The organism is Pseudomonas cavernae, assembly GCF_003595175.1.
GTDB lineage: Bacteria > Pseudomonadota > Gammaproteobacteria > Pseudomonadales > Pseudomonadaceae > Aquipseudomonas > Aquipseudomonas cavernae.
In genome coordinates this window covers 1,307,678-1,328,006 of sequence record NZ_CP032419.1, presented here as the reverse complement: position 1 = coordinate 1,328,006, position 20,329 = coordinate 1,307,678, and the positions used below count along the sequence as shown (strand labels likewise).

Below are 20,329 nucleotides of genomic sequence, written 5' to 3'. Positions count from 1 at the left end.
TCATGCAAGGACTTATGCACCCTCTGTTGCCCAGCCTCACGGCCGCCGCCCTCTATGCCGGCACCACCGCCTATCAGGCGCTGCGCCTGGCCAAGCGCCAGGCTCCGGACACGCGCATCACCCTCTCGCTAGGGCTGCTCGCCCTGCTCGCCCATGCCTTCAGTCTATTTATGCAGCTGATCACTCCGGGCGGCCTCAGCCTCGACTTCTTCAACGCCGCCAGCCTGATCGCCGCCGCCGTGATTGCCCTGACGCTCCTGGCCTGCACCCGGATTCCGGTGGAAAACCTGTTGCTGCTGCTATTCCCGCTCGGCTGCCTGACCGTGCTGTTGGCGCAGTTCATGCCGGCCGGCACGGTGCAGCCGATTGACGAAGAACCCGGAATCCTCGCCCACATCCTGCTGTCGATCCTGGCCTACGGCATGCTCACCATCGCCGCCTTCCAGTCGCTGCTGCTGTTGCTGCAGGACCACCAGCTCAAGCACAAGCACCCCTCCGGGCTGATCAAGAACTTCCCGCCGCTGCAAACCATGGAGAGTCTGCTGTTTGGCTTCCTCTGGGCCGGCTGGCTGCTGCTGTCGCTCTCGCTGCTCTCCGGCTGGCTGTTCCTCGACGACTTGTTCGCCCAACACCTGGTGCATAAGACCCTGCTGGCCTGCCTGGCCTGGGTGATCTTTGCCATGCTGCTCTGGGGCCGCCATCAGCGTGGCTGGCGCGGGCACCAGGCGATCCGCTGGACGCTGGCAGGCTTCTGCCTACTGATGCTCGCCTACTTCGGTAGCAAGCTGGTGCGAGAATTCATCCTGCATATATGAACACCTTCGCTAGCGGTCTACTCGCCGGCCTTCTGCTTGCCCTGGCCACCGCCCTGACGGTCTGGAGCCTGAGCCGCAAGCGCCTGGTGCAGCCATTCGAGCCAGCACCGCGGAGCGAGCAGTCCGCCTCGCTGCTGCAAGCCCTGCAGCAGATCAGCATCAAGGCGATCATGCTGCCGCGCAGTGAAATCCAGGGCATCGACCTGGACGCCCCGCCGGCGCAGATCCTCGAGCAACTGCAGCGCGCCACGCATACCCGCTTGCCGCTCTATCGCGGCGACATCAACAACATCGAGGGGCTGCTGCATGTGCGCCAAGTGGCGCAACTGCTCGGCCGCGACGATCTGGATGGCGCGGCGTTGCTGGCCGCCAGCAAGGAGCCGTACTTCATTCCGGAAAGCACTCCGCTACTGACTCAGCTGGCGAACTTCCAGAAGGAAAAGCGCCGCCTGGCCATCGTGGTGGACGAGTACGGCGAAGTGCTGGGCCTGGTCAGCCTGGAGGATATTTTCGAGGAACTGGTGGGCGAGTTCGGGAATCTCGATGAGCTCGCCCCCAATCCGGCCATCCAGAGCGAGGAGGAAGGCTGCTACCGCCTCGACGGCTCCCTGCACCTGCGCGAATTGAACCGCGCGCTGGGCTGGCAACTGCCCTGCGACGGACCGAAAACCCTCAACGGCCTGATCACCGAAGCCCTGGAGCAAATCCCGGACAACGGCGTATGCCTGAAAATCGGCCCCTACCGCCTGGAAACCCTGGCCGCCGGGGAAAACCGTGTACAGCAGGTGCGCGCGTGGCGTGTCGGCCCACCGCCCAAGACCAGCGCCTAGCCACAGCACCCAGCCTTATGCCAAGCAGAGCGCCTCGGCCAGACTCGCGCCCCAGACCCGATAACCCAGCGTCGACGGGTGATAGCCATCGATGGCCAGATAATCTTTCTGCATGGTCAGCGCCGCGCCACAGTAGTGCGCGCCCAGTTGCCCGGCCAAAACTCGCAACTGCTCATCCAGCAAGCTGGCGCGCCAGCCCAGCAGTTGCCGCAGCAGCCAGGGCAAGGCACTGAAATGCTGCAGCGGCGGCACCGCCGTGCAGAGCACCCGGGCTCCGCGCCGCTGAAAGTACTCGATCATCTGCTGCAAGGCTGCGCGCCAGGCCGCTAGCGTAGTGAAATGGGTGGTGTCGTTGACGCCGAATACCAGCACGACCACATCGACCGGCTCCTGCGCCTGCGGCAGCAAACGCTGGCCGGCTTCACCCGCGGCGATACCGTTCTCGCCCAACGCACGCCAGCACACTGGACGCCGTAGGCGCCCAGCGAGAGCCGTCGCCAGCTGCCCAGCCAGGGCGTAATCCAGGCAGGAAGCACCAACCCCGGCGACGGTCGATTCGCCGAGCAGCAATACACGCAGGGGTTCGCCACCCGCCGTGGCGCCAACCAAGCCCTGCTCGGCACCGGCCGCGGGTGTCAGGCGCAGGGCATTGCGCCGGGTGCGCAACGCCAGCGGCAACAGCAATGGCAGCAGAGGTAACGCGACCGCCCACCAGGCCAGGCCGCGCCAGCCGCTCATAACTCGACGGTCACCGCTTGTGCCGCACGCGTGGCCTTGGCCCGCGCCTGCTCAATCGACTCGTCGCGCGCCAGGGCTACGCCCATGCGCCGCTGACCGGCGACCTCGGGCTTGCCGAACAGGCGCAGCGCGGTGTCCGGCTCGCTCAGGGCGGCGCCGAGGTTGGCGAACGCGGCCTGCTGCGAATGGCCCTCGACCAGGATCACCGCCGAAGCCGAGGGGCCGAACTGACGGATTGCCGGGATCGGCAGGCCGAGGATCGCTCGCGCATGCAGGGCGAATTCGGACAGGTCCTGGGAAATCAGGGTGACCAGCCCGGTGTCGTGCGGACGTGGCGAAATTTCACAGAACCACACCCGATCACCTTTAACGAACAGCTCGACGCCGAACAATCCCCGCCCGCCCAACGATCCAGTGACTGCAAGGGCAATCCGCTCAGCCTCGGCCCGCGCCTTAGGACTCATCACCTGCGGCTGCCAGGACTCCTGGTAATCGCCCTTCTCCTGCCGATGACCGACCGGCGCGCAGAAGGTCGTACCGCCGACATGGCGGACGGTGAGCAAAGTGATTTCGTAGTCGAAATCGATGAAGCCTTCGACTATCACCCGCCCCTTGCCCGCACGCCCACCGGCCTGGGCGTAATCCCAAGCGGATTGCAGATCGTCCAAGCTTTTCAGCACCGACTGCCCCTTGCCCGAGGAGCTCATGATCGGCTTGATAAGGCATGGAAAACCGAGTGCTTCAACCGCCGCCTGACACTCTTCGAAAGAATCGGCGAAGTGGTAGGGCGAGGTCGGCAGGTCCAACTCCTCGGCCGCCAGCCGGCGGATGCCCTCGCGGTTCATGGTCAGCTGCGCGGCGCGGGCGCTAGGGATCACGGTGAAGCCTTCGGCCTCCAGTTCGACCAGGGTGGCGGTGGCGATGGCCTCGATTTCCGGGACTATATAGTGCGGCCGCTCGGCCTCGATCACCGCGCGCAGGGCGGCGCCGTCGAGCATGTCGACCACATGGCTGCGGTGCGCCACCTGCATGGCCGGGGCGTTGACGTAGCGATCAACGGCGATCACCTCGACGCCCAGACGCTGTAGCTCGATCACCAGCTCCTTGCCCAACTCGCCTGAGCCGCACAACAGCACACGGGTCGCGCTCGGCGATAATGGGGTTCCGATACGGGGCATGGGGGTTTCCTCGAAGAGTCGGCGGCGCGCTGTCGCCGCTGGAGTGTGAATCGGGAGAAATTGTTCGCCGCTAGAGCAACAGGCCTTTGACCTTGGCCCGCTCATGACAGAGGCGCAGGACCTGGCGCCGTTCCGGGTTGTCCATGAGCCCCCAGCGGGTGATTTCCGCCGCCGAGCGCTGGCAACCGGTACAAATGTCCTCCTCGTCCAGCGCGCATACCGACACGCAGGGCGAGGCGACCGGGCGTTCGCGTTGCATCAATCGTCCTGCGGCTGCAAGTCACGGGCATAACGCTTGGCGTTGTGCACGTAGTGGGCGGCGCTGGCCTCGAGCATCTTCTTCTGCGCCTCGTTCAACTCGCGCACCACCTTGCCGGGCGAGCCCATCACCAGCGAGCCGTCGGGAATCTCCTTGCCCTCGCCGATCAGGCTGTTGGCGCCGATGATGCAGTACTTGCCAATCTTGGCGCCGTTGAGGATCACCGCGTTGATGCCGATCAGACTGTAATCGTCGACCGTACAGCCGTGCATCATCACGTTATGGCCGACGGTGACGCCCTGGCCCAAGGTCAGCGGGAAACCCATGTCGGTGTGCATCACTGTGCCGTCCTGCACGTTACTGTTCTCGCCGATATGGATCAGCTCGTTGTCGCCGCGCAGCACGGCGCCAAACCAGACACTGGCGCCGGCCTCCAGCTTGACCTTGCCGATCACCGCGGCGTCGGGGGCGATCCAGCTGTCCGGATGGGTTTCGACGCGGGCATCGCCCAGACGGTATTTCATCGAGGATTCCTTGGCATTTTTTGGGGGTGTCGCGAATTCAGCTGAGTTTGATGAAGGACGCCGGCGGCTCGTGCAGCGGGATCTCGGCGTCAAACAGCAAGTTGACTAACTCGACCACCATGATCGCCGTCAGCCCCCAGATCCTGAACTCGCCGTAGCGGTAGCTCGGCACATACCAGTTGCGCCCCTGATAATCGATGCGATGGGTGACCTCACGCGGATCTTTGCGGAAGAATTCCAAGGGCACCGTGAACACCGCGGCGATCTCGCCATCGTTGGGCTGATACTCGACGTAATCCGGGACGATGCCGACGATCGGCGTGACCCTGATGCCATAGCGCGACACCAGAGGGCTCAGCGGCCCGATCACCTCGACCAGCCCTGGCGGCAGGCCGACTTCTTCCTCCGCTTCCCGCAACGCAGTGTGGATCAGGTCGCGATCCTCAGGGTCGCGCCGCCCACCAGGGAACGCCACCTCGCCGCCGTGGGTCGACAAGCCGCTGGCGCGCAGGGTCAGCACCAGCTCGGGTTGGTCGGAACGGGTAATCGGCACCAGCACCGCCGCTTCGGGAAAGCCTTGTTCGGTCTCCAGAACGCGCGGCGTATAGCTGCGCACACGGTGGAGCAGCTCATCCAGCATGAACATTCTCGGTCTTTTCTTCTGTTAGGCATCATGGCACGAAAGCAACGGCCCGCCCAAGCCCTGCGCCCGTTGCTCGCATCATTCGTCACACTAATCAGCAGACGCTGGCGACTTGCTGGCACAGCCTGGATCGCGCCAAGATGCGTCATGAACCACGAGGAATCGGCATGAAATTCTGCAGCCTGTGCGGCAGCCCGGTGAGCCAGTACATTCCGCCCGGCGACAATCGCTTGCGCTATGTCTGCTCCCAATGCCAGACCATTCACTACCAGAACCCGCGCATCGTTGCGGGGTGCTTGCCGGTATGGGAAGACCGGGTGCTGCTCTGCCGCCGCGCCATCGAGCCGCGGCGCGGCTACTGGACCCTGCCGGCCGGCTTCATGGAAAACAGCGAAACCATGGCGCAGGCCGCAATGCGCGAAACCCTCGAAGAGGCCCACGCCCGCGTCCAGCACCTGAAGCTCTACACCCTGTTCGATCTACCGCACATCAGCCAGGTGTATGTGTTCTTCCGCGCCCAGCTGGTGGATCTGGACTTCGCCGCCGGCGACGAGAGCCTGGAAGTACAATTGTTCCGTGAGGACGACATCCCTTGGTCCGAGCTGGCTTTTCCGACTGTCGGGCGTACCTTAGAATGCTACTTTGCCGACCGGGTAGCGCAGACCTACCCCGTGCGCAATGAGCCACTCGAGGCCTTGCGTGCGCACTATAAAAAAACCTGACCGCCAAGGCGGTCCTGTCGACCCGGGGAAATTGTTCCGATGCGCTGGTTGCTAGCCGCTCTATGTTTGTCTTTTGCCGCACTCTCTCACGCCAACGCCGCACCGACGCTGGCCGGTCAGACCGTGGACAAAGTGCTGGTGATCAAATCCGAGCGCAAGTTGCACCTGATGGGCAAAGGCAGCGTGCTCAAGTCCTACAAGGTTTCCCTGGGTAAAAAGCCGCAAGGCGCCAAGCAACGCGAAGGCGACCAGCGCACCCCGGAAGGCTTCTACTGGATCGACTGGCGCAAAACCAGCGACAACTACAACCTGGCCATGCATATCTCCTACCCCAACATTCGCGACCAGCAAAACGCCCGCAAGGAAGGGGTGCCGGCCGGTGGCATGATCATGATCCACGGCACCCCGATCGACGAGGAATACCCGGAGTGGTACTTCAGCAGCCTGGACTGGACCGAAGGCTGCATCGCCATGAAGAACGCCGACATGCAGGAGATCTGGACCCTGGTCAAAGACGGCACGCTGATCGAGATTCGCCCCTGACCGGGGCGAGCGACAAAAAAGGCGCCGCTTGGCGCCTTTTTTCTGCAAGCCGTTCAGAACTGCAGATCCGACAAGCGCCAAACCTCGAAGGCCGGCGCTTCATAAGGATGCGCCTTGCGTAGCGCCTTGACCGAGTCGTGGATCAGCTCATCGGCGACCACCAGTTCGACCTTCCACTCCGCCACCTGCTCGACCCGCCCGGCCTGCCCGAGAAACGGCTGACTGCCCGACAAGGGGCGAAATTGTCCCTGCCCCAGCACCTGCCAGCAGCAGCTGTCATAGTTGCCGATGCGGCCGGCACCCACGGCAAAAATAGCGTTCTTAACCACGTCCAGATGGGATTCCGGGACATAAAAACACAGCTTGTACATCAAGATCTCCGCAACAAAAGACAGCCCATCGCAGGCGTTTAGAATGCCACGAACAGCGTAATGGCACATTGCCTTGGATCTACTGTAAGTGGTTCACAACTCGGGCATTGGACTGAAAAAACTCCCAGCTGTTTGCCGACCACATAGAGCAGTTTGGCATAACCAACCGGCAGTTAATGGCCTAGCCAGAAACGCTGCCACTTGCCCCGCCAACCCGGCGCGGGCGGGTTGTGACTGCCGTCGCAATATGGCAAGTCGCGCGAGCGCCCGCAGCGACACAGCAGCAAACGCTGCTCGCGGACGATTGTCAGGCTTGTGCCTTGTGGACAGGTATCGGGACAGTCCGGCGCCTGTGGCGAGCGACCGCAGACACACAGATGCACGGTGTCGCCAGGCTGGACTTGGCGCACCTCGGGAAGCATGGGGAGCGCCTGATCGGCATCTGCCACGGCAACAGTCCCAGTAAGGAGTCGCGGTATGGAACCGAGCAGTTCTCTTTCGTGGAGAAAGGACCGCCTGGATCGGCGCACCCTCTCCCGCCCTTCGGGCACCCTCTCCCGCAAGCGGGAGAGGGTCAGCAGAACGGCCTCTGGCCGGCTCTTAGTCGACCCACACGCGGGCGTTGCGGAACATGCGCATCCAGCCGCCGTCTTCCTGCCACTCGTCCGGGCGCCAGGAGTTCTGCACGGCACGGAATACCCGTTCCGGGTGCGGCATCATGATGGTCACCCGGCCGTCGCGACTGGTCAGGCCGGTGATCCCGCGCGGCGAACCGTTGGGGTTGGCCGGATAGGTTTCGGTGACCTTGCCGTGGTTGTCGACGAAGCGCATCGCCACGCAGCCGGACAGATCGGACTCGAGCAACGCCTCTTCACTCTCAAACTCAGCATGCCCTTCTCCGTGGGCGATGGCGATCGGCAGGCGCGAACCGGCCATGCCGCGAAGGAAGATCGACGCCGATTCCTGCACCTGGACCATCGCCACACGCGCCTCGAACTGCTCCGAGCGGTTGCGCACGAAGTGCGGCCAGAATTCACTGCCGGGCACCAGCTCATGCAGGTTGGAGAGCATCTGGCAACCGTTGCACACACCGAGGGTGAAGCTGTCCTTGCGTGCGAAGAAGGCGCTAAAGGCATCCCGTGCGCGGCTGTTGAACAGAATCGACTTGGCCCAGCCTTCGCCGGCGCCGAGCACGTCGCCATAGGAGAAGCCGCCACAGGCCACCAGGCCCTTGAACTCCTCCAGGCTGACGCGCCCGGCGAGGATGTCGCTCATGTGCACGTCGATGGCGGCAAAGCCGGCGCGGTCGAAGGCGGCGGCCATTTCCACCTGGCCGTTGACGCCCTGCTCGCGCAGCACCGCCACCTGTGGCCGCACACCCTTCTTGATGTAAGGCGCAGCGATATCCTGGTTGACGTCGAAGCCGAGCTTGACGTTAAGACCGGGGTTGTCCTCGTCCAGCAGCAGGTCGAACTCCTGCTCGGCGCACTCGACGTTGTCGCGCAGACGCTGGATCTGGTAGCTGGTTTCGCTCCATTGGCGCTGCAGCAGGCGCCGCTCGCCACTGAACACCGGCTGGCTTTCGAAGCTGATCAGCACTTCGGCGTTGTTGACCGGCTGACCGATCACCGCCACGCAGTCGCCCAGACCGGCGGCACTGAACTGTGCCAGGACTTCCGGGGTGACGTCCTGATGCACCTGGATCAGCGCACCGAGTTCTTCGTTGAACAGCACCGCGGCGACATCCGCGCGACCGTCGGCGAGGGCATCGAGTTGCAGGTCGAGGCCACAGTGGCCGGCGAACGCCATTTCCAGTGCGGTGGCCAGCAGGCCGCCGTCGGAACGGTCGTGGTAGGCCAGCAGGTGGCCGTCGGCGCTGAGGCCCTGGATCACGGCGAAGAAGGCCTTGAGGTCTTCGGCGTCGTCGACGTCCGGGCCCTGCTTGCCGATCTTGCCGTAGACCTGGGCGAGGATCGAGCCGCCCATGCGGTTCTGGCCACGGCCGAGGTCGATGAGGATCAGGTCGGTCTCGCCGCGATCCATGCGCAGTTGCGGGGTCAGAGTCTTGCGAATGTCGACCACCGGGGCAAAGCCGCTGACGATCAGCGACAGCGGCGAGGTGACGCTCTTCTCGGCGCCCTGCTCCTGCCAGCGGGTCTTCATCGACATCGAGTCCTTGCCGACCGGGATGGTGATGCCCAGCGCCGGGCACAGGTCCATGCCGACCGCTTTCACCGTGTCATACAGGCGCGCGTCTTCACCGGGGTGGCCGGCGGCGGCCATCCAGTTGGCCGACAGCTTGATGTCGGACAGCTTGCCGATATGCGCGGCGGCCAGGTTGGTGATGGTCTCGCCGATCGCCATGCGCCCCGAGGCCGGCGCATCGAGCAGCGCCAGCGGGGTGCGCTCGCCCATGGCCATGGCTTCGCCGCTGTAGACGTCGAAGCTGGTGGCGGTGACGGCGCAGTCGGCCACCGGCACCTGCCAGGGACCGACCATCTGGTCGCGGGCGACCAGGCCGGTGATGGTGCGGTCGCCGATGGTGATCAGGAAGTTCTTGCTGGCCACCGCCGGATGGCGCAGCACGCGACTCACCGCTTCGGCGATGTCGACGCTGGCTGCGGCGAAGTCGTCGCCCTGCTCGGCCTCGCGCAGCGCCGAACGGTGCATGCGCGGCGCCTTGCCGAGGAGGACATTGAGCGGCATGTCCACCGCCTTGTTGCCGAAGTGGCTGTCGGCGACGGTCAGATGGCGCTCTTCGGTGGCCTCGCCGACCACCGCGAAGGGGCAGCGCTCACGTTCGCAGATGGCCTTGAAACGCTCGAAATCGGCGGCATCCACCGACAGCACGTAGCGCTCCTGCGATTCGTTGCACCAGATGGCCAGCGGACTCATGCCCGGCTCGTCGTTGGGCACCGCGCGCAGCTCGAAACGGCCGCCGCGACCGCCATCATTGACCAGTTCCGGGAAGGCGTTGGACAGGCCGCCGGCGCCGACGTCATGGATGAACTTGATCGGGTTGTGCTCGCCCAGCTGCCAGCAGCGGTCGATGACTTCCTGGCAACGGCGCTCCATCTCCGGGTTCTCGCGCTGCACCGAGGCGAAATCCAGGTCGGCGGAACTGGTACCGGTGGCCATCGAGGACGCCGCACCGCCGCCCAGACCGATCAGCATGGCCGGGCCGCCGAGCACGATGAGCTTGGCGCCGACGCTGATCTCGGCCTTCTGCACATGCTCATCGCGGATGTTACCCATGCCGCCGGCGAGCATGATCGGCTTGTGGTAGCCGCGCACCTCTTCGCCGCGCGGCGAGCTCACTGCCTGCTCGAAGGTACGGAAGTAGCCGGTCAGATTGGGCCGGCCGAACTCGTTGTTGAACGCCGCGCCGCCCAGCGGGCCTTCGATCATGATGTCCAGCGCGGTGACGATGCGCTCGGGTTTGCCGTAGGGCACTTCCCAAGGCTGCTGGAAGCCGGGGATCTGCAGGTTGGAGACGGTGAAGCCGGTCAGCCCGGCCTTCGGCTTGGCGCCGCGGCCCGTGGCGCCTTCGTCACGGATCTCGCCGCCGGAGCCGGTGGAGGCGCCGGGGAACGGGGCGATGGCAGTCGGGTGGTTGTGGGTTTCCACCTTCATCAGGATGTGCACCGGCTCCTGGCTGGCCACGTACTCGCGGGTCTCAGGATTCGGGTAGAAACGCCCGGCGACGTTGCCGACGATCACCGCGGCGTTGTCCTTGTAGGCCGACAGCACGCCCTCGCGGTGCAGCTCGTGGGTGTTCTTGATCATGCCGAACAGGGATTTTTCCTGGCTTTCGCCATCGATGTCCCAGCTGGCGTTGAAGATCTTGTGCCGGCAATGCTCGGAGTTGGCCTGGGCGAACATCATCAGTTCGATGTCGTGCGGGTTGCGCCCCAGTTCGGTGAAGCTCGCCACCAGGTAGTCGATCTCGTCTTCGGCCAGCGCCAGGCCCAACTCGATGTTGGCCTGCACCAGCGCCGCACGGCCGCCGCCGAGCACGTCCACGGCGGTCAGCGGCGCGGGCTGCGCATGGCTGAACAAGGCTGCGGCCTGCTCCATGGCCGCCAGCACTTGTTGGGTCATGCGGTCATGCAGGCCGGCGGCGATCAACTCGGCCTCGGCGTCGTCGAATTCTCCGCTAACGTAAAAGGCAATGCCGCGCTCGAGACGCTCGATCTTGGCCAAACCGCAGTTGGTGGCGATGTCGGTGGCCTTGCTCGACCACGGCGAGATGGTGCCGGTACGCGGCACCACCAGGAACAGCCGACCGCTTGGCTCTTGCACCGGCACACTTGGACCATACTGGAGCAAACGTACCAGGACGCTATGCTCTTCCTCGGTGAGGACACCGGTGACCTCGGCGAAGTGGGCAAACTCGGCGTACACACCGCTGACGGTGGTGACCTTCTGGGTCAGTTGCGCGAGTAATTTGCCGTGGCGGAAGGCAGAAAGGGCGGGAGCGCCGCGCAGGATCAACATCTTCGGGACAGCCTCGGAGAAGGGGAGCTTTGAGGCGGTGCATTCTAGCTTAAAGCGCATGCCAAGACACCCGTGACGGGCGTTGGCGGCCGCGCTTTCACTAACAGAGATGCTCATGGCTGTCGAGATATGGCGACAGAGGCGCTTTGCGTATACTGCGCCGATGTTCGCACACACCCTGTTCCGCAAGCGCTGCGCGCTCTGGCTGCTGGCGGTCGGACTCCTTCTGCCAGTCTCCGGCTGCGTCGACGAGTCCAGCAGCCTCGAGCGGGTCAAGAAAGATGGCGTGCTACGGGTGATCACCCGCAACAGCCCGGCCACCTACTTCCAGGATCGCAACGGCGAAACCGGCTTCGAATATGAACTGGTCAAGCGCTTCGCCGACGACCTGGGCGTCAAGCTGCAGATCGAAACCGCCGACAACCTCGACGAGCTCTATGCCCGCCTGGGCCAGCTCGACGGCCCGCAACTGGCGGCCGCCGGCCTGACCGCCAGTCATGGCCGGCAGACCCAGGCGCGCTTCTCCGCCTCCTACCTGGAAGTCACTCCGCAAGTCGTCTACCGCAACGGCCAGCGCCGCCCGACTCGCCCGGAGGGGTTGGTCGGGCAGCGCATCCTGGTGCTCAAGGGCAGCAGCCATGCCGAGCAACTGCGCGAACTGCAGAACCAGTTGCCGGCATTGCAATTCGAAGAATCCGACGCGGTGGAGGTGGTCGACCTGCTGAACATGGTCGACGAGGGGCAGATCGACCTGACCCTGGTCGACTCCAACGAACTGGCCATGAACCAGGTGTACTTTCCCAACGTGCGGGTGGCCTTCGACGTCGGCGACGCCAGCAGTCTGAGTTGGGCGGTGGCTTCCGGCGAAGACGACAGCCTGCTCAAGGAAGCCAATGCGTTTCTCCAGCGCGCCGAGCAGAACGGCACCCTGCAGCGCCTGAAGGACCGCTACTACGGCCATGTCGACGTCCTCGGCTATGTCGGCGCCTACACCTTCGCCAAACACCTGCAGCAGCGCCTGCCACGCTACGAGAAGCACTTCCGCGCCGCCGCCCAGAATGGCCAGCAGGACTGGCGCCTGCTCGCCGCAGTGGGCTATCAGGAGTCGCTGTGGCAACCCGAGGCGACCTCGAAAACCGGCGTGCGCGGCCTGATGATGCTGACCCAGAACACCGCCCAGGCCATGGGCGTGGCCAACCGCCTGGACGCCAAGCAGAGCATCGTCGGCGGCAGCAAATATTTCGCCCTAATCAAGGACGGCCTGGCCGCAGAACTGAAGGAGCCGGATCGCACCTGGCTCGCCCTGGCCGCCTACAACATCGGCATCGCCCACCTGGGCGACGCGCGCAAGCTGGCCGAGGCCGAGGGCCTCGACCCGAACAAGTGGCTGGATGTGAAGAAGATGCTGCCGCGCCTGTCGCAGAAGCAGTGGTATAGCAAGACCCGTTACGGCTATGCGCGTGGCGGCGAGACCGTGCACTTCGTGCAGAACATCCGCCGCTACTACGACATCCTCACCTGGGTCACCCAGCCGCAGCTGGAAGGCAGCAAGATTGCCGAAAGCGGCCTGCATCTACCCGCCATCGACAAACGCAAACCACCCGCAGAGGCAGCGCCGCAGCTCTGAGCGGCTCAAGCGCCGCGACGGGCCTTGAAGAAGGCACTGAGCGTCGCCCCGCACTCCGCCGCGAGCAAGCCGCCCTCGACCAGTACCCGGTGGTTGAGAAACTCCTGGGCGAAGAACTCCCCGCGACTCTCCACCACCCCGGCCTTCGGCTCGCTGGCGCCGTAGACCACGCGCTGGATACGCGCATGGACGATCAGCCCGGCGCACATGCTGCAGGGCTCCAGGGTCACGTACAGCGTGCTGCCGGGCAGGCGGTAGTTGTCGAGGGCCTCGGCGGCGCCGCGAATGGCGACCATTTCCGCATGGGCGCTGGGATCGCGACTGGAGATTGGGCAGTTGAAGCCGCGCCCGACTATCTCGCCCTCATACACCAGCACCGCACCCACCGGCACCTCGCCCAGTTCCGCCCCTTGCGTGGCCATGGCCAGCGCCTCGCGCATGAAACGCTCGTCCTGGCTACGGTCGATGATCTGTACTCTGCTCATTGCCACCATCCGTAGGGTGGAAAACCGCGAAGCGTTTTCCACCAGAAAACCCGGTGGATGTGAAAAGCGCCATCCACCCTACACCACCGCAATCGCGGCCATCAGGCCGGTTTCCATATGGTCGATGACGTGGCAGTGGAACATCCACACCCCCGGGTTATCCGCCACCAGAGCAATCCGCGCGGTCTCGTTCTTGCCCAGCAGGTAGGTGTCGGTGAAGTACGGAATGATGTCCTTGCGATCCGAATCGAGCACCTTGAAGGCCATGCCGTGCAGGTGGATCGGATGCTGGTACTGGGCCATGTTGCGCAGCTCGAAGATGTAGTGGCCGCCCCGCTTGAGGGTGGCGATCGGCCGCTCGGCGCAGGTCTTGTCGTTGATGTCCCAGGCCTGGCCGTTGATCTGCCAGTACTGGTAGCTAGCCCCCTGGGCGACGTTGTCCACCAGGGTCGCCGCCCACTCGAAGCGGAAACTCAGGGTTTCGGCGCTCGCCAGATCCGGCTCGGCCACCGGATTGGCCGGCAGCGCCACCGGCCAGCCGCCGGGCGCCTCGCTGGAGGCCACGCTTCTGATCGTCGCCAGACGCAGCGGACCGTTGCGCAGCGGCAGCTCGCGGCCGGCCTCGGGCACCCTGAGCGCCAGCTCGAGACGCATCCCCGGCCCCAGCCAGTAGTCCTTACCCAGCGGCCGCGGCTGCACCGGGTGGCCGTCGAGGGCATAGATGCGCGCCTCGGCACCCGGCAGGTTGAGGCGGTAGGTCACCGTGCTGTCGAGGTTGAACAGGCGCAGACGCACCACCTGCCCGGCCGGCAGCTCGAGGGTCGGCAGCGGCTGGCCGTTGATCGTCGACAGCCGCCCACGCGTGCCCTCGCGCGCCGCCTCGCGCGGCACACTGAAAGCGGTGAAGGCGCCCAGCTCATCGACATGCCAGGTCTTCAGGCACAGCGAGCGCTCATGGCGGAAGCCGCTCGGCTCACGCTCCTCGACCACCAGCGGACCGACCAGCCCGCGGCCGAGCTGGTGGGCGCTGGAGAGGTGCGGGTGGTACCAGAAGCTGCCGGCATCCTCGGTCCTGAACTGATAGTCGAAGTACTCGCCCGGCAGCACCGGCAACTGCGAGACATAGGGCACGCCGTCCATCTCCAGCGGCAGACGGATGCCATGCCAGTGGATGGTGGTCGGCTCGTCCAGCTTGTTGATGAAGCGCACGCGCAGCCAGTCGCCCTGGCGCGAACGCAATTCGACGCCCGGCGCCTGGCCGCCGTAGCTCCAGGCCGGGGTGGCGTGCCCGGGCACCAGTTCGAGATCGAGCGGCGCGGCGATCAGCTCGTAGTCGTGAGTCGTGGCGTGCAGCGGCCGCCCCAGCCAGTAACGGGCGCCTCCGGCACCGAGACCGACCACGCCGAGGCCGGCCAGGCCGGCAAGAATCTGTCTGCGGGTGAACGCCATATGTACTTCCGAGGATGAGCCGCAAGGATGAGAGATCTTCTCACTTAAAGCCGATACAGGCGAGCCGACAGATCGCCGCACCGAGGGCGGGAACGACGTAGGGTGGAAAACCGCGAAGCGTTTTCCACCACAAAAAACCGGGGGATGTGAAAAGCGACATCCACCCTACGACAAGGGCAGCCATGGCTGCCCTTGTCGTTCAGATCATTCCCACTCGATGGTGGCCGGCGGCTTGCTCGACACGTCGTAGGTGACGCGGGAGATGCCGTCGATCTCGTTGATGATCCGACCACTGACGGTTTCCAGCAGCTCGTAGGGCAGATGCGCCCAGCGGGCAGTCATGAAATCCACGGTTTCCACCGCGCGCAGGGCCACGACCCAAGCGTAGCGACGGCCGTCACCGACCACGCCGACCGACTTCACCGGCTGGAACACCACGAAGGCCTGGCTGGTCTTGTGGTACCAGTCGGCCTTGTGCAGCTCTTCGATGAAGATGTGGTCGGCGCGACGCAGCAGGTCGGCGTATTCCTTCTTCACCTCGCCGAGGATGCGCACGCCCAGGCCCGGGCCCGGGAACGGGTGGCGGTAGACCATGTCGTAGGGCAAGCCCAATTCCAGGCCGAGCTTGCGCACCTCGTCCTTGAACAGCTCGCGCAACGGCTCGACCAGCTTGAGGTTCATATCCTCCGGCAGGCCGCCGACGTTGTGGTGCGACTTGATCACATGGGCCTTGCCGCTCTTGGCGCCGGCCGACTCGATCACGTCGGGGTAGATGGTACCCTGGGCGAGAAACTTGATGTTCTCCAGCTTGGACGCCTCGGCATCGAACACATCGATAAAGGTGCGACCGATGATCTTGCGCTTCTGCTCCGGATCACTGACGCCGGCGAGGTTGCCGAGGAACTGTTCTTCGGCATTGGCGCGGATCACCTTGACGCCCATGTTCTCGGCGAACATGGCCATCACCTGCTCGCCTTCGTGCAGGCGCAGCAGGCCGTTGTCGACGAACACGCAGGTCAGCTGGTCGCCGATCGCCTTGTGCAGCAGCGCCGCGACCACCGAGGAGTCGACGCCGCCGGACAGGCCGAGCAGGACGTTGGCCGAACCAACCTGAGCGCGCACCTGGGCAATGGCGTCTTCGACGATGTTGGACGGAGTCCACAGCGCCTGGCAGCCGCAGATATCCAGCACGAAGCGCGAAAGGATGCGCCCGCCCTGCTTGGTGTGGGTCACTTCCGGGTGGAACTGCACGCCGTAGTAGCCGCGCCCGTCGTCGGCCATTGCGGCGATCGGGCAGCTCGGGGTGCTGGCGAGGATGTGGAAGCCGTGCGGCAAGGTGGTGACCTTGTCGCCGTGGCTCATCCACACGTCGAGGCCGAACAGGCCGTCGGCGTCGACGTGGTCTTCGATGCCGTCGAGCAGGCGCGACTTGCCGACCACATCGACGCGGGCATAGCCGAACTCACGCAAATTGGAGCCTTCGACCTTGCCGCCCAATTGCTCGGCCATGGTCTGCATCCCGTAGCAGATGCCCAGCAGCGGCACGCCGAGATCGAACACCGCCTTCGGCGCGCGCGGGCTATTGGCCTCGTGCACCGATTCCGGACCACCGGCGAGGATGATCCCGCGCGGGGCGAAGGCGCGGATCTCTTCGTCGCTCATGTCGTACGGGTGCAGCTCGCAATACACGCCAATCTCGCGCACACGGCGGGCGATCAGCTGGGTGTACTGGGAACCGAAGTCGAGGATCAGGATGCGGTGGGCGTGGATGTCGTGATGAACCATGGCCGTCTCTCGTAGCGGAATTCACAAATGACACGGGGCTGAATAGCAGCCCCGTGTCTCTTTATCTCAACTGCCTGGAATCAACCAACGCGGTAGTTCGGGGCTTCCTTGGTGATCTGCACGTCATGCACATGCGACTCGGCCATGCCGGCGCCGGTGATGCGCACAAACTCCGGCTTGGTGCGCATCTCTTCGACACTGGCGCAGCCGGTGTAGCCCATGGAGGCGCGCAGGCCGCCCATCAGCTGGTGGACGATGGCGCTCATCGCGCCCTTGTACGGCACGCGGCCTTCGATGCCTTCCGGCACCAGCTTCTCGGCGCCGGCCGAGGAGTCCTGGAAGTAACGGTCGGACGAGCCCTGCGCCTGCGCCATGGCCCCCAGCGAACCCATGCCGCGATAGGCCTTGTAGGAACGGCCCTGGAACAGCTCGACCTCGCCCGGCGCCTCTTCGGTACCGGCCAGCATCGAGCCGATCATCACGCAATAGGCACCGGCGACCACGGCCTTGGCCAGGTCACCGGAGAAGCGGATGCCACCGTCGGCGATCAGCGGGATGCCGGAGCCGGCCAGCGCCGCGGCGACGTTGGCGACGGCGGAAATCTGCGGCACACCGACGCCGGCGACGATCCGCGTGGTGCAGATCGAGCCCGGACCGATACCGACCTTGACGCCATCCGCGCCGGCTTCGGCCAGCGCCTTGGCCGCCTCACCGGTGGCGATGTTGCCGCCGATCACCTGGACCTGCGGATAGGTCTGCTTGACCCAGCGCACCCGATCGATCACGCCCTGGGAGTGACCGTGGGCGGTGTCGACGATGATTACGTCGACCCCGGCGGCGACCAGCGCGGTGACGCGATCATGGGTATCGGCACCGGTACCGACGGCCGCACCGACGCGCAGGCGACCCTGGTCGTCCTTGCTGGCCAGCGGATAGGCCTTGGCCTTCTCGATGTCGTTGACAGTCATCATGCCTTTCAGGTTGAAGGCGTTATCGACGATCAGCACCCGCTCGATGCGGTGCTTGTGCAGCAGCTCGCGGGCTTCTTGCTTGTCGGCACCTTCCTTGATGGTGACCAGACGCTCTTTAGGCGTCATCACCTCATGCACCTTGGCGTCCAGGCGGGTCTCGAAACGCACGTCACGCGAGGTGACGATGCCGACCAGATCGCCATTGGCGAGCACCGGTACACCGGAAATGTTGTTCTGCCGGGTCAGCTCGAACAGATCGCGCACGGTGGCGTCGGCTTCGATGGTGATCGGGTCCTTCACCACGCCGGCCTCGAAGCGCTTGACCTTGCGCACTTCGGCGGCCTGCTGCTCGACGCTCATGTTCTTGTGGATGATGCCGATGCCGCCTTCCTGGGCCATGGCGATGGCCAGACGGGCCTCGGTCACGGTGTCCATCGCCGCGGAAACCAGCGGGATATTCAGCGAAATGCCGCGAGTCAACTGGGTCTTGAGACTGACGTCTTTGGGCAGAACGTTGGAGTAACCGGGGATGAGAAGAACGTCGTCGAAGGTTAGGGCTTCTTGACTGATACGCAGCATGGCGGGGGCTCCCAGACGGGAAAAATGGAAGCGCGCCATTATACCCATGCAAGCCTGCTGGCTCAACGCAAACCGTCGGCTCAGTTGCACCCGCGCAGTTGCCGACACTCAGAGCGCTAGGTTTTGTACGAAAAGTCGCCGAGCGAAGGTCAGGCAAGGCAAAAAGTGGCGAGGAAGCGGAGTTTACGAGCTGTAAATGAGCATTCCGAGCCGCTTTTTAACGCAGCATCACCAAGCGCAGGCAGTTTTCGTACAGAACCTAAAGCGTGACCTGCACCAGCACGATCGGCCGACCCAGACGCTGGGCGAACTCGTCGAGGAAGCTCTGCTTGAACGACGCCGCCGGCCAGTTGTTGAAGATGAACCCCAGGTTGGAAAATCCGCAGGGCTGGCTGAACGGAAAACCGTTGATATCGTCCTCATGCCCGCACTCGGGGCAGATGAAGTTGTCGGTATCCGCCGGCATCCAGTTCTCCAGGTGGTCTAGCAGCACCTCGCCAATCTCCGTCCGGCATTCCGGGCAGCGCGCCAGACCGTCGAAGCCCTGCATCGGGGTGAAGATGCAACGCTTGGTGACGACCTCCAGACCATTGCACGCCTGGCCAAACGGTAGGTAGTCGGCCACTGCGGCGCCGGCCGGCACATGCATCACCTTGCTGGCACCCACGGCGATGCCATAGCCCAGCCCATCGCCCCCGCGGCCACAATGGCTCAACTGCGGCTGCACGATCGCCTGCTGCACCAGCCAGCGCAGAATGGCCCGCGCCTTGGCTTCGTGCCCAGGGAAAGTGGAGATTTGCGGGACGATGATGCTCTGCTGCTGACTCATGGTGTGCACACAACTTTTGCCGGGACAGGCGTGTAGCTTAAACCGCCTCTCCAGTGGATGCGTCCTTTGGCTCGGCCGGTAAAGCCTTTATCATGCCGCCATGCGCAAGGACTCCTTTGAAAGACTCGGCCTCGAACGCGAGGTCCTCACCGTCAGCCAGCTCAACGGCCGTGCCCGCGTGCTGCTGGAGGACGTGTTCGCCCAGGTGTGGGTCGAAGGCGAGATCTCCAACCTCGCCCGCCCCGCCTCCGGGCACATCTATTTCACCTTGAAGGACAGCCAGGCCCAGGTGCGCTGCGCGCTGTTCCGGCAGAACGCCACCCGCGTACGCCAGGCCCTGAGAGACGGCCTGGCCGTGCGCGTGCGCGGCAAGGTCTCGTTGTTCGAGGGCCGCGGCGACTACCAGCTGATTCTCGACAGTGTCGAACCCGCCGGCGACGGCGCCCTGCGCCTGGCGTTCGAGGCGCTGAAGGACAAACTCGCCGCCGAGGGCCTGTTCGCCGCCGAGCGCAAGCGCGCCCTGCCCGCCCATCCACGACATATCGGCATCGTCAGCTCGCCGACCGGCGCGGTGATCCGCGACATCATCAGCGTGTTCCGCCGCCGCGCCCCGCAGGTGCGCCTGACCCTGATCCCCACCGCCGTGCAGGGCCGCGAGGCCACGGCGCAGATCGTCCGCGCCCTGCAACTGGCCGACGCGCGTGGCTTCGATGCGCTGATCCTGGCCCGCGGCGGCGGCTCGCTGGAGGACCTCTGGTGCTTCAACGAGGAAGCCGTGGCCCGTGCCGTGGCCGCCTGTAAGACGCCGATCGTCAGCGCCGTCGGCCATGAAACCGACGTGTCAATCAGCGACTTCGTCGCCGACGTGCGCGCGCCGACGCCCTCCGCCGCCGCCGAACTGCTGGCGCCGGACAGCGGCGACCTGCAGCAACGCCTGGACGGCCTGCACCGCCGCCTGCGGCTGCGCATTCAGGACCGCCTGGCCCGCGAGCGCCTGCGCCTGGAGGGCCTGAGCCGCCGCCTGCGTCACCCCGGCGAGCGCCTGCGCCAGCACGCGCAGCGCCTCGACGATCTGGACATGCGTCTGCGCCGCGCCTTCGAGCGCCAGCACAGCCAGCGCCGCGAACTGTTGATGCGCCTCGACAGCCGCCTCGCCGCCCAGCATCCGGGGCGCCTCCTCGCCCTCCTGCGCCAGCGCCTCGACAGCCTCGGCGAACGCCTGCCGCGGGCCATGCGCGAAGGCCTCAAGGCGCGCCGATTGCAGCTGCACAGCCAGATGCAGACGCTACACGTGGTCAGCCCGCTGGCGACCCTCGGACGTGGCTACAGCATCCTTCTCGATGAACGCGGCCAGGCGATCCGCCGCGCCGCCCAGACCCGCCCCGGGCAGAAGCTCACCGCCAAGCTCGGCGAAGGCGAGCTGGACGTGCGCGTCGAAGACAACCATCTGGCGCCGGTGACTCTTTCTCTGCTGGATTAACCCA

At 65.0% G+C, this 20,329-nt stretch carries 19 protein-coding genes; 6 read left to right on the top strand and 13 right to left on the bottom strand.

All coding sequences use genetic code 11. From position 1 onward, the window contains the following. The first annotated feature begins 14 nt into the window (after window positions 1-14). Both D3880_RS06140 and D3880_RS06135 read left to right on the top strand, forming a co-directional pair. The gene (locus D3880_RS06140) at window positions 15-815 is read left to right on the top strand and encodes a cytochrome C assembly family protein (RefSeq protein WP_119892605.1); all 801 of its coding nucleotides are present in this window, start codon (window positions 15-17) and stop codon (window positions 813-815) included. Beyond that, the gene (locus D3880_RS06135; protein ID WP_119892604.1) at window positions 812-1,645 is read left to right on the top strand and encodes a transporter associated domain-containing protein; all 834 of its coding nucleotides are present in this window, start codon (window positions 812-814) and stop codon (window positions 1,643-1,645) included. The genes D3880_RS06140 and D3880_RS06135 overlap by 4 nt, the downstream gene beginning before the upstream one ends. Window positions 1,646-1,660: 15 nt before the next feature. Here D3880_RS06135 and D3880_RS06130 read toward each other — a convergent pair whose 3' ends face one another. The 5 genes from D3880_RS06130 to D3880_RS06110 all read right to left on the bottom strand — a co-directional run bounded on the left by D3880_RS06130 (window position 1,661) and on the right by D3880_RS06110 (window position 4,984). After that, complete coding sequence (locus tag D3880_RS06130; protein WP_119892603.1) at window positions 1,661-2,383, bottom strand: SGNH/GDSL hydrolase family protein; 723 nt, start codon at window positions 2,381-2,383, stop codon at window positions 1,661-1,663. Next, the gene (gene purT / locus D3880_RS06125) at window positions 2,380-3,561 is read right to left on the bottom strand and encodes a formate-dependent phosphoribosylglycinamide formyltransferase (RefSeq protein ID WP_119892602.1); all 1,182 of its coding nucleotides are present in this window, start codon (window positions 3,559-3,561) and stop codon (window positions 2,380-2,382) included. Before purT ends, D3880_RS06130 begins: the two co-directional genes overlap by 4 nt. A 70-nt stretch (window positions 3,562-3,631) precedes the next feature. Continuing rightward, the gene (locus tag D3880_RS06120) at window positions 3,632-3,820 is read right to left on the bottom strand and encodes a DUF1289 domain-containing protein (RefSeq protein ID WP_119892601.1); all 189 of its coding nucleotides are present in this window, start codon (window positions 3,818-3,820) and stop codon (window positions 3,632-3,634) included. Then, complete coding sequence (locus D3880_RS06115; protein WP_119892600.1) at window positions 3,820-4,344, bottom strand: gamma carbonic anhydrase family protein; 525 nt, start codon at window positions 4,342-4,344, stop codon at window positions 3,820-3,822. The genes D3880_RS06120 and D3880_RS06115 overlap by 1 nt, the downstream gene beginning before the upstream one ends. A 37-nt stretch (window positions 4,345-4,381) precedes the next feature. Further along, window positions 4,382-4,984, bottom strand: a complete 603-nt coding sequence (locus D3880_RS06110) for a CoA pyrophosphatase (RefSeq protein WP_119895679.1) — start codon at window positions 4,982-4,984, stop codon at window positions 4,382-4,384. Between the two features lie 170 nt (window positions 4,985-5,154). On the opposite strand from D3880_RS06110, the gene D3880_RS06105 reads away from it, so the two are divergent. Beyond that, entirely contained in the window at window positions 5,155-5,709 is a 555-nt protein-coding gene (locus tag D3880_RS06105; RefSeq protein WP_119892599.1) for an NUDIX hydrolase, read from the top strand. Between the two features lie 39 nt (window positions 5,710-5,748). Next, the gene (locus tag D3880_RS06100) at window positions 5,749-6,252 is read left to right on the top strand and encodes a L,D-transpeptidase family protein (protein ID WP_119892598.1); all 504 of its coding nucleotides are present in this window, start codon (window positions 5,749-5,751) and stop codon (window positions 6,250-6,252) included. A gap of 53 nt (window positions 6,253-6,305) precedes the next feature. Here the strand turns inward: D3880_RS06100 and D3880_RS06095 are convergent, their stop codons facing one another. The 3 genes from D3880_RS06095 to purL all read right to left on the bottom strand — a co-directional run bounded on the left by D3880_RS06095 (window position 6,306) and on the right by purL (window position 11,120). Next, entirely contained in the window at window positions 6,306-6,623 is a 318-nt protein-coding gene (locus D3880_RS06095) for a YqfO family protein (RefSeq protein ID WP_119892597.1), read from the bottom strand. A 173-nt stretch (window positions 6,624-6,796) separates the two neighbouring features. Further along, window positions 6,797-7,045: a CDGSH iron-sulfur domain-containing protein gene (locus D3880_RS06090; protein WP_119892596.1), complete on the bottom strand. Its 249-nt coding sequence runs from the start codon at window positions 7,043-7,045 to the stop codon at window positions 6,797-6,799. A gap of 178 nt (window positions 7,046-7,223) precedes the next feature. After that, on the bottom strand, window positions 7,224-11,120 hold the full coding sequence (purL, locus tag D3880_RS06085) for a phosphoribosylformylglycinamidine synthase (RefSeq protein ID WP_119892595.1): 3,897 nt from the start codon (window positions 11,118-11,120) through the stop codon (window positions 7,224-7,226). Between the two features lie 163 nt (window positions 11,121-11,283). On the opposite strand from purL, the gene mltF reads away from it, so the two are divergent. Beyond that, entirely contained in the window at window positions 11,284-12,747 is a 1,464-nt protein-coding gene (mltF, locus tag D3880_RS06080; protein WP_119892594.1) for a membrane-bound lytic murein transglycosylase MltF, read from the top strand. Between the two features lie 5 nt (window positions 12,748-12,752). Here the strand turns inward: mltF and tadA are convergent, their stop codons facing one another. The 5 genes from tadA to D3880_RS06050 all read right to left on the bottom strand — a co-directional run bounded on the left by tadA (window position 12,753) and on the right by D3880_RS06050 (window position 18,845). Further along, window positions 12,753-13,232, bottom strand: a complete 480-nt coding sequence (gene tadA, locus D3880_RS06075; protein WP_119892593.1) for a tRNA adenosine(34) deaminase TadA — start codon at window positions 13,230-13,232, stop codon at window positions 12,753-12,755. A gap of 78 nt (window positions 13,233-13,310) precedes the next feature. Beyond that, window positions 13,311-14,681 (bottom strand): multicopper oxidase family protein, encoded by a 1,371-nt coding sequence (locus D3880_RS06070; protein ID WP_119892592.1) that lies wholly within the window; start codon window positions 14,679-14,681, stop codon window positions 13,311-13,313. A gap of 204 nt (window positions 14,682-14,885) precedes the next feature. Beyond that, window positions 14,886-16,466 (bottom strand): glutamine-hydrolyzing GMP synthase, encoded by a 1,581-nt coding sequence (gene guaA / locus D3880_RS06065; RefSeq protein ID WP_119892591.1) that lies wholly within the window; start codon window positions 16,464-16,466, stop codon window positions 14,886-14,888. Window positions 16,467-16,546: 80 nt separating this feature from the next. Beyond that, window positions 16,547-18,016 carry an IMP dehydrogenase gene (gene guaB / locus D3880_RS06060; RefSeq protein WP_119892590.1) on the bottom strand — a complete coding sequence of 490 codons (1,470 nt, stop codon included), beginning with the start codon at window positions 18,014-18,016 and terminating at the stop codon, window positions 16,547-16,549. 259 nt (window positions 18,017-18,275) lie between these two features. Beyond that, window positions 18,276-18,845: a sugar ABC transporter ATPase gene (locus D3880_RS06050; RefSeq protein ID WP_119892589.1), complete on the bottom strand. Its 570-nt coding sequence runs from the start codon at window positions 18,843-18,845 to the stop codon at window positions 18,276-18,278. 100 nt (window positions 18,846-18,945) lie between these two features. Between D3880_RS06050 and xseA the strand changes: the two genes are divergently transcribed. Further along, on the top strand, window positions 18,946-20,325 hold the full coding sequence (gene xseA / locus D3880_RS06045; RefSeq protein ID WP_119892588.1) for an exodeoxyribonuclease VII large subunit: 1,380 nt from the start codon (window positions 18,946-18,948) through the stop codon (window positions 20,323-20,325). The last annotated feature ends 4 nt before the right edge of the window (window positions 20,326-20,329 follow it).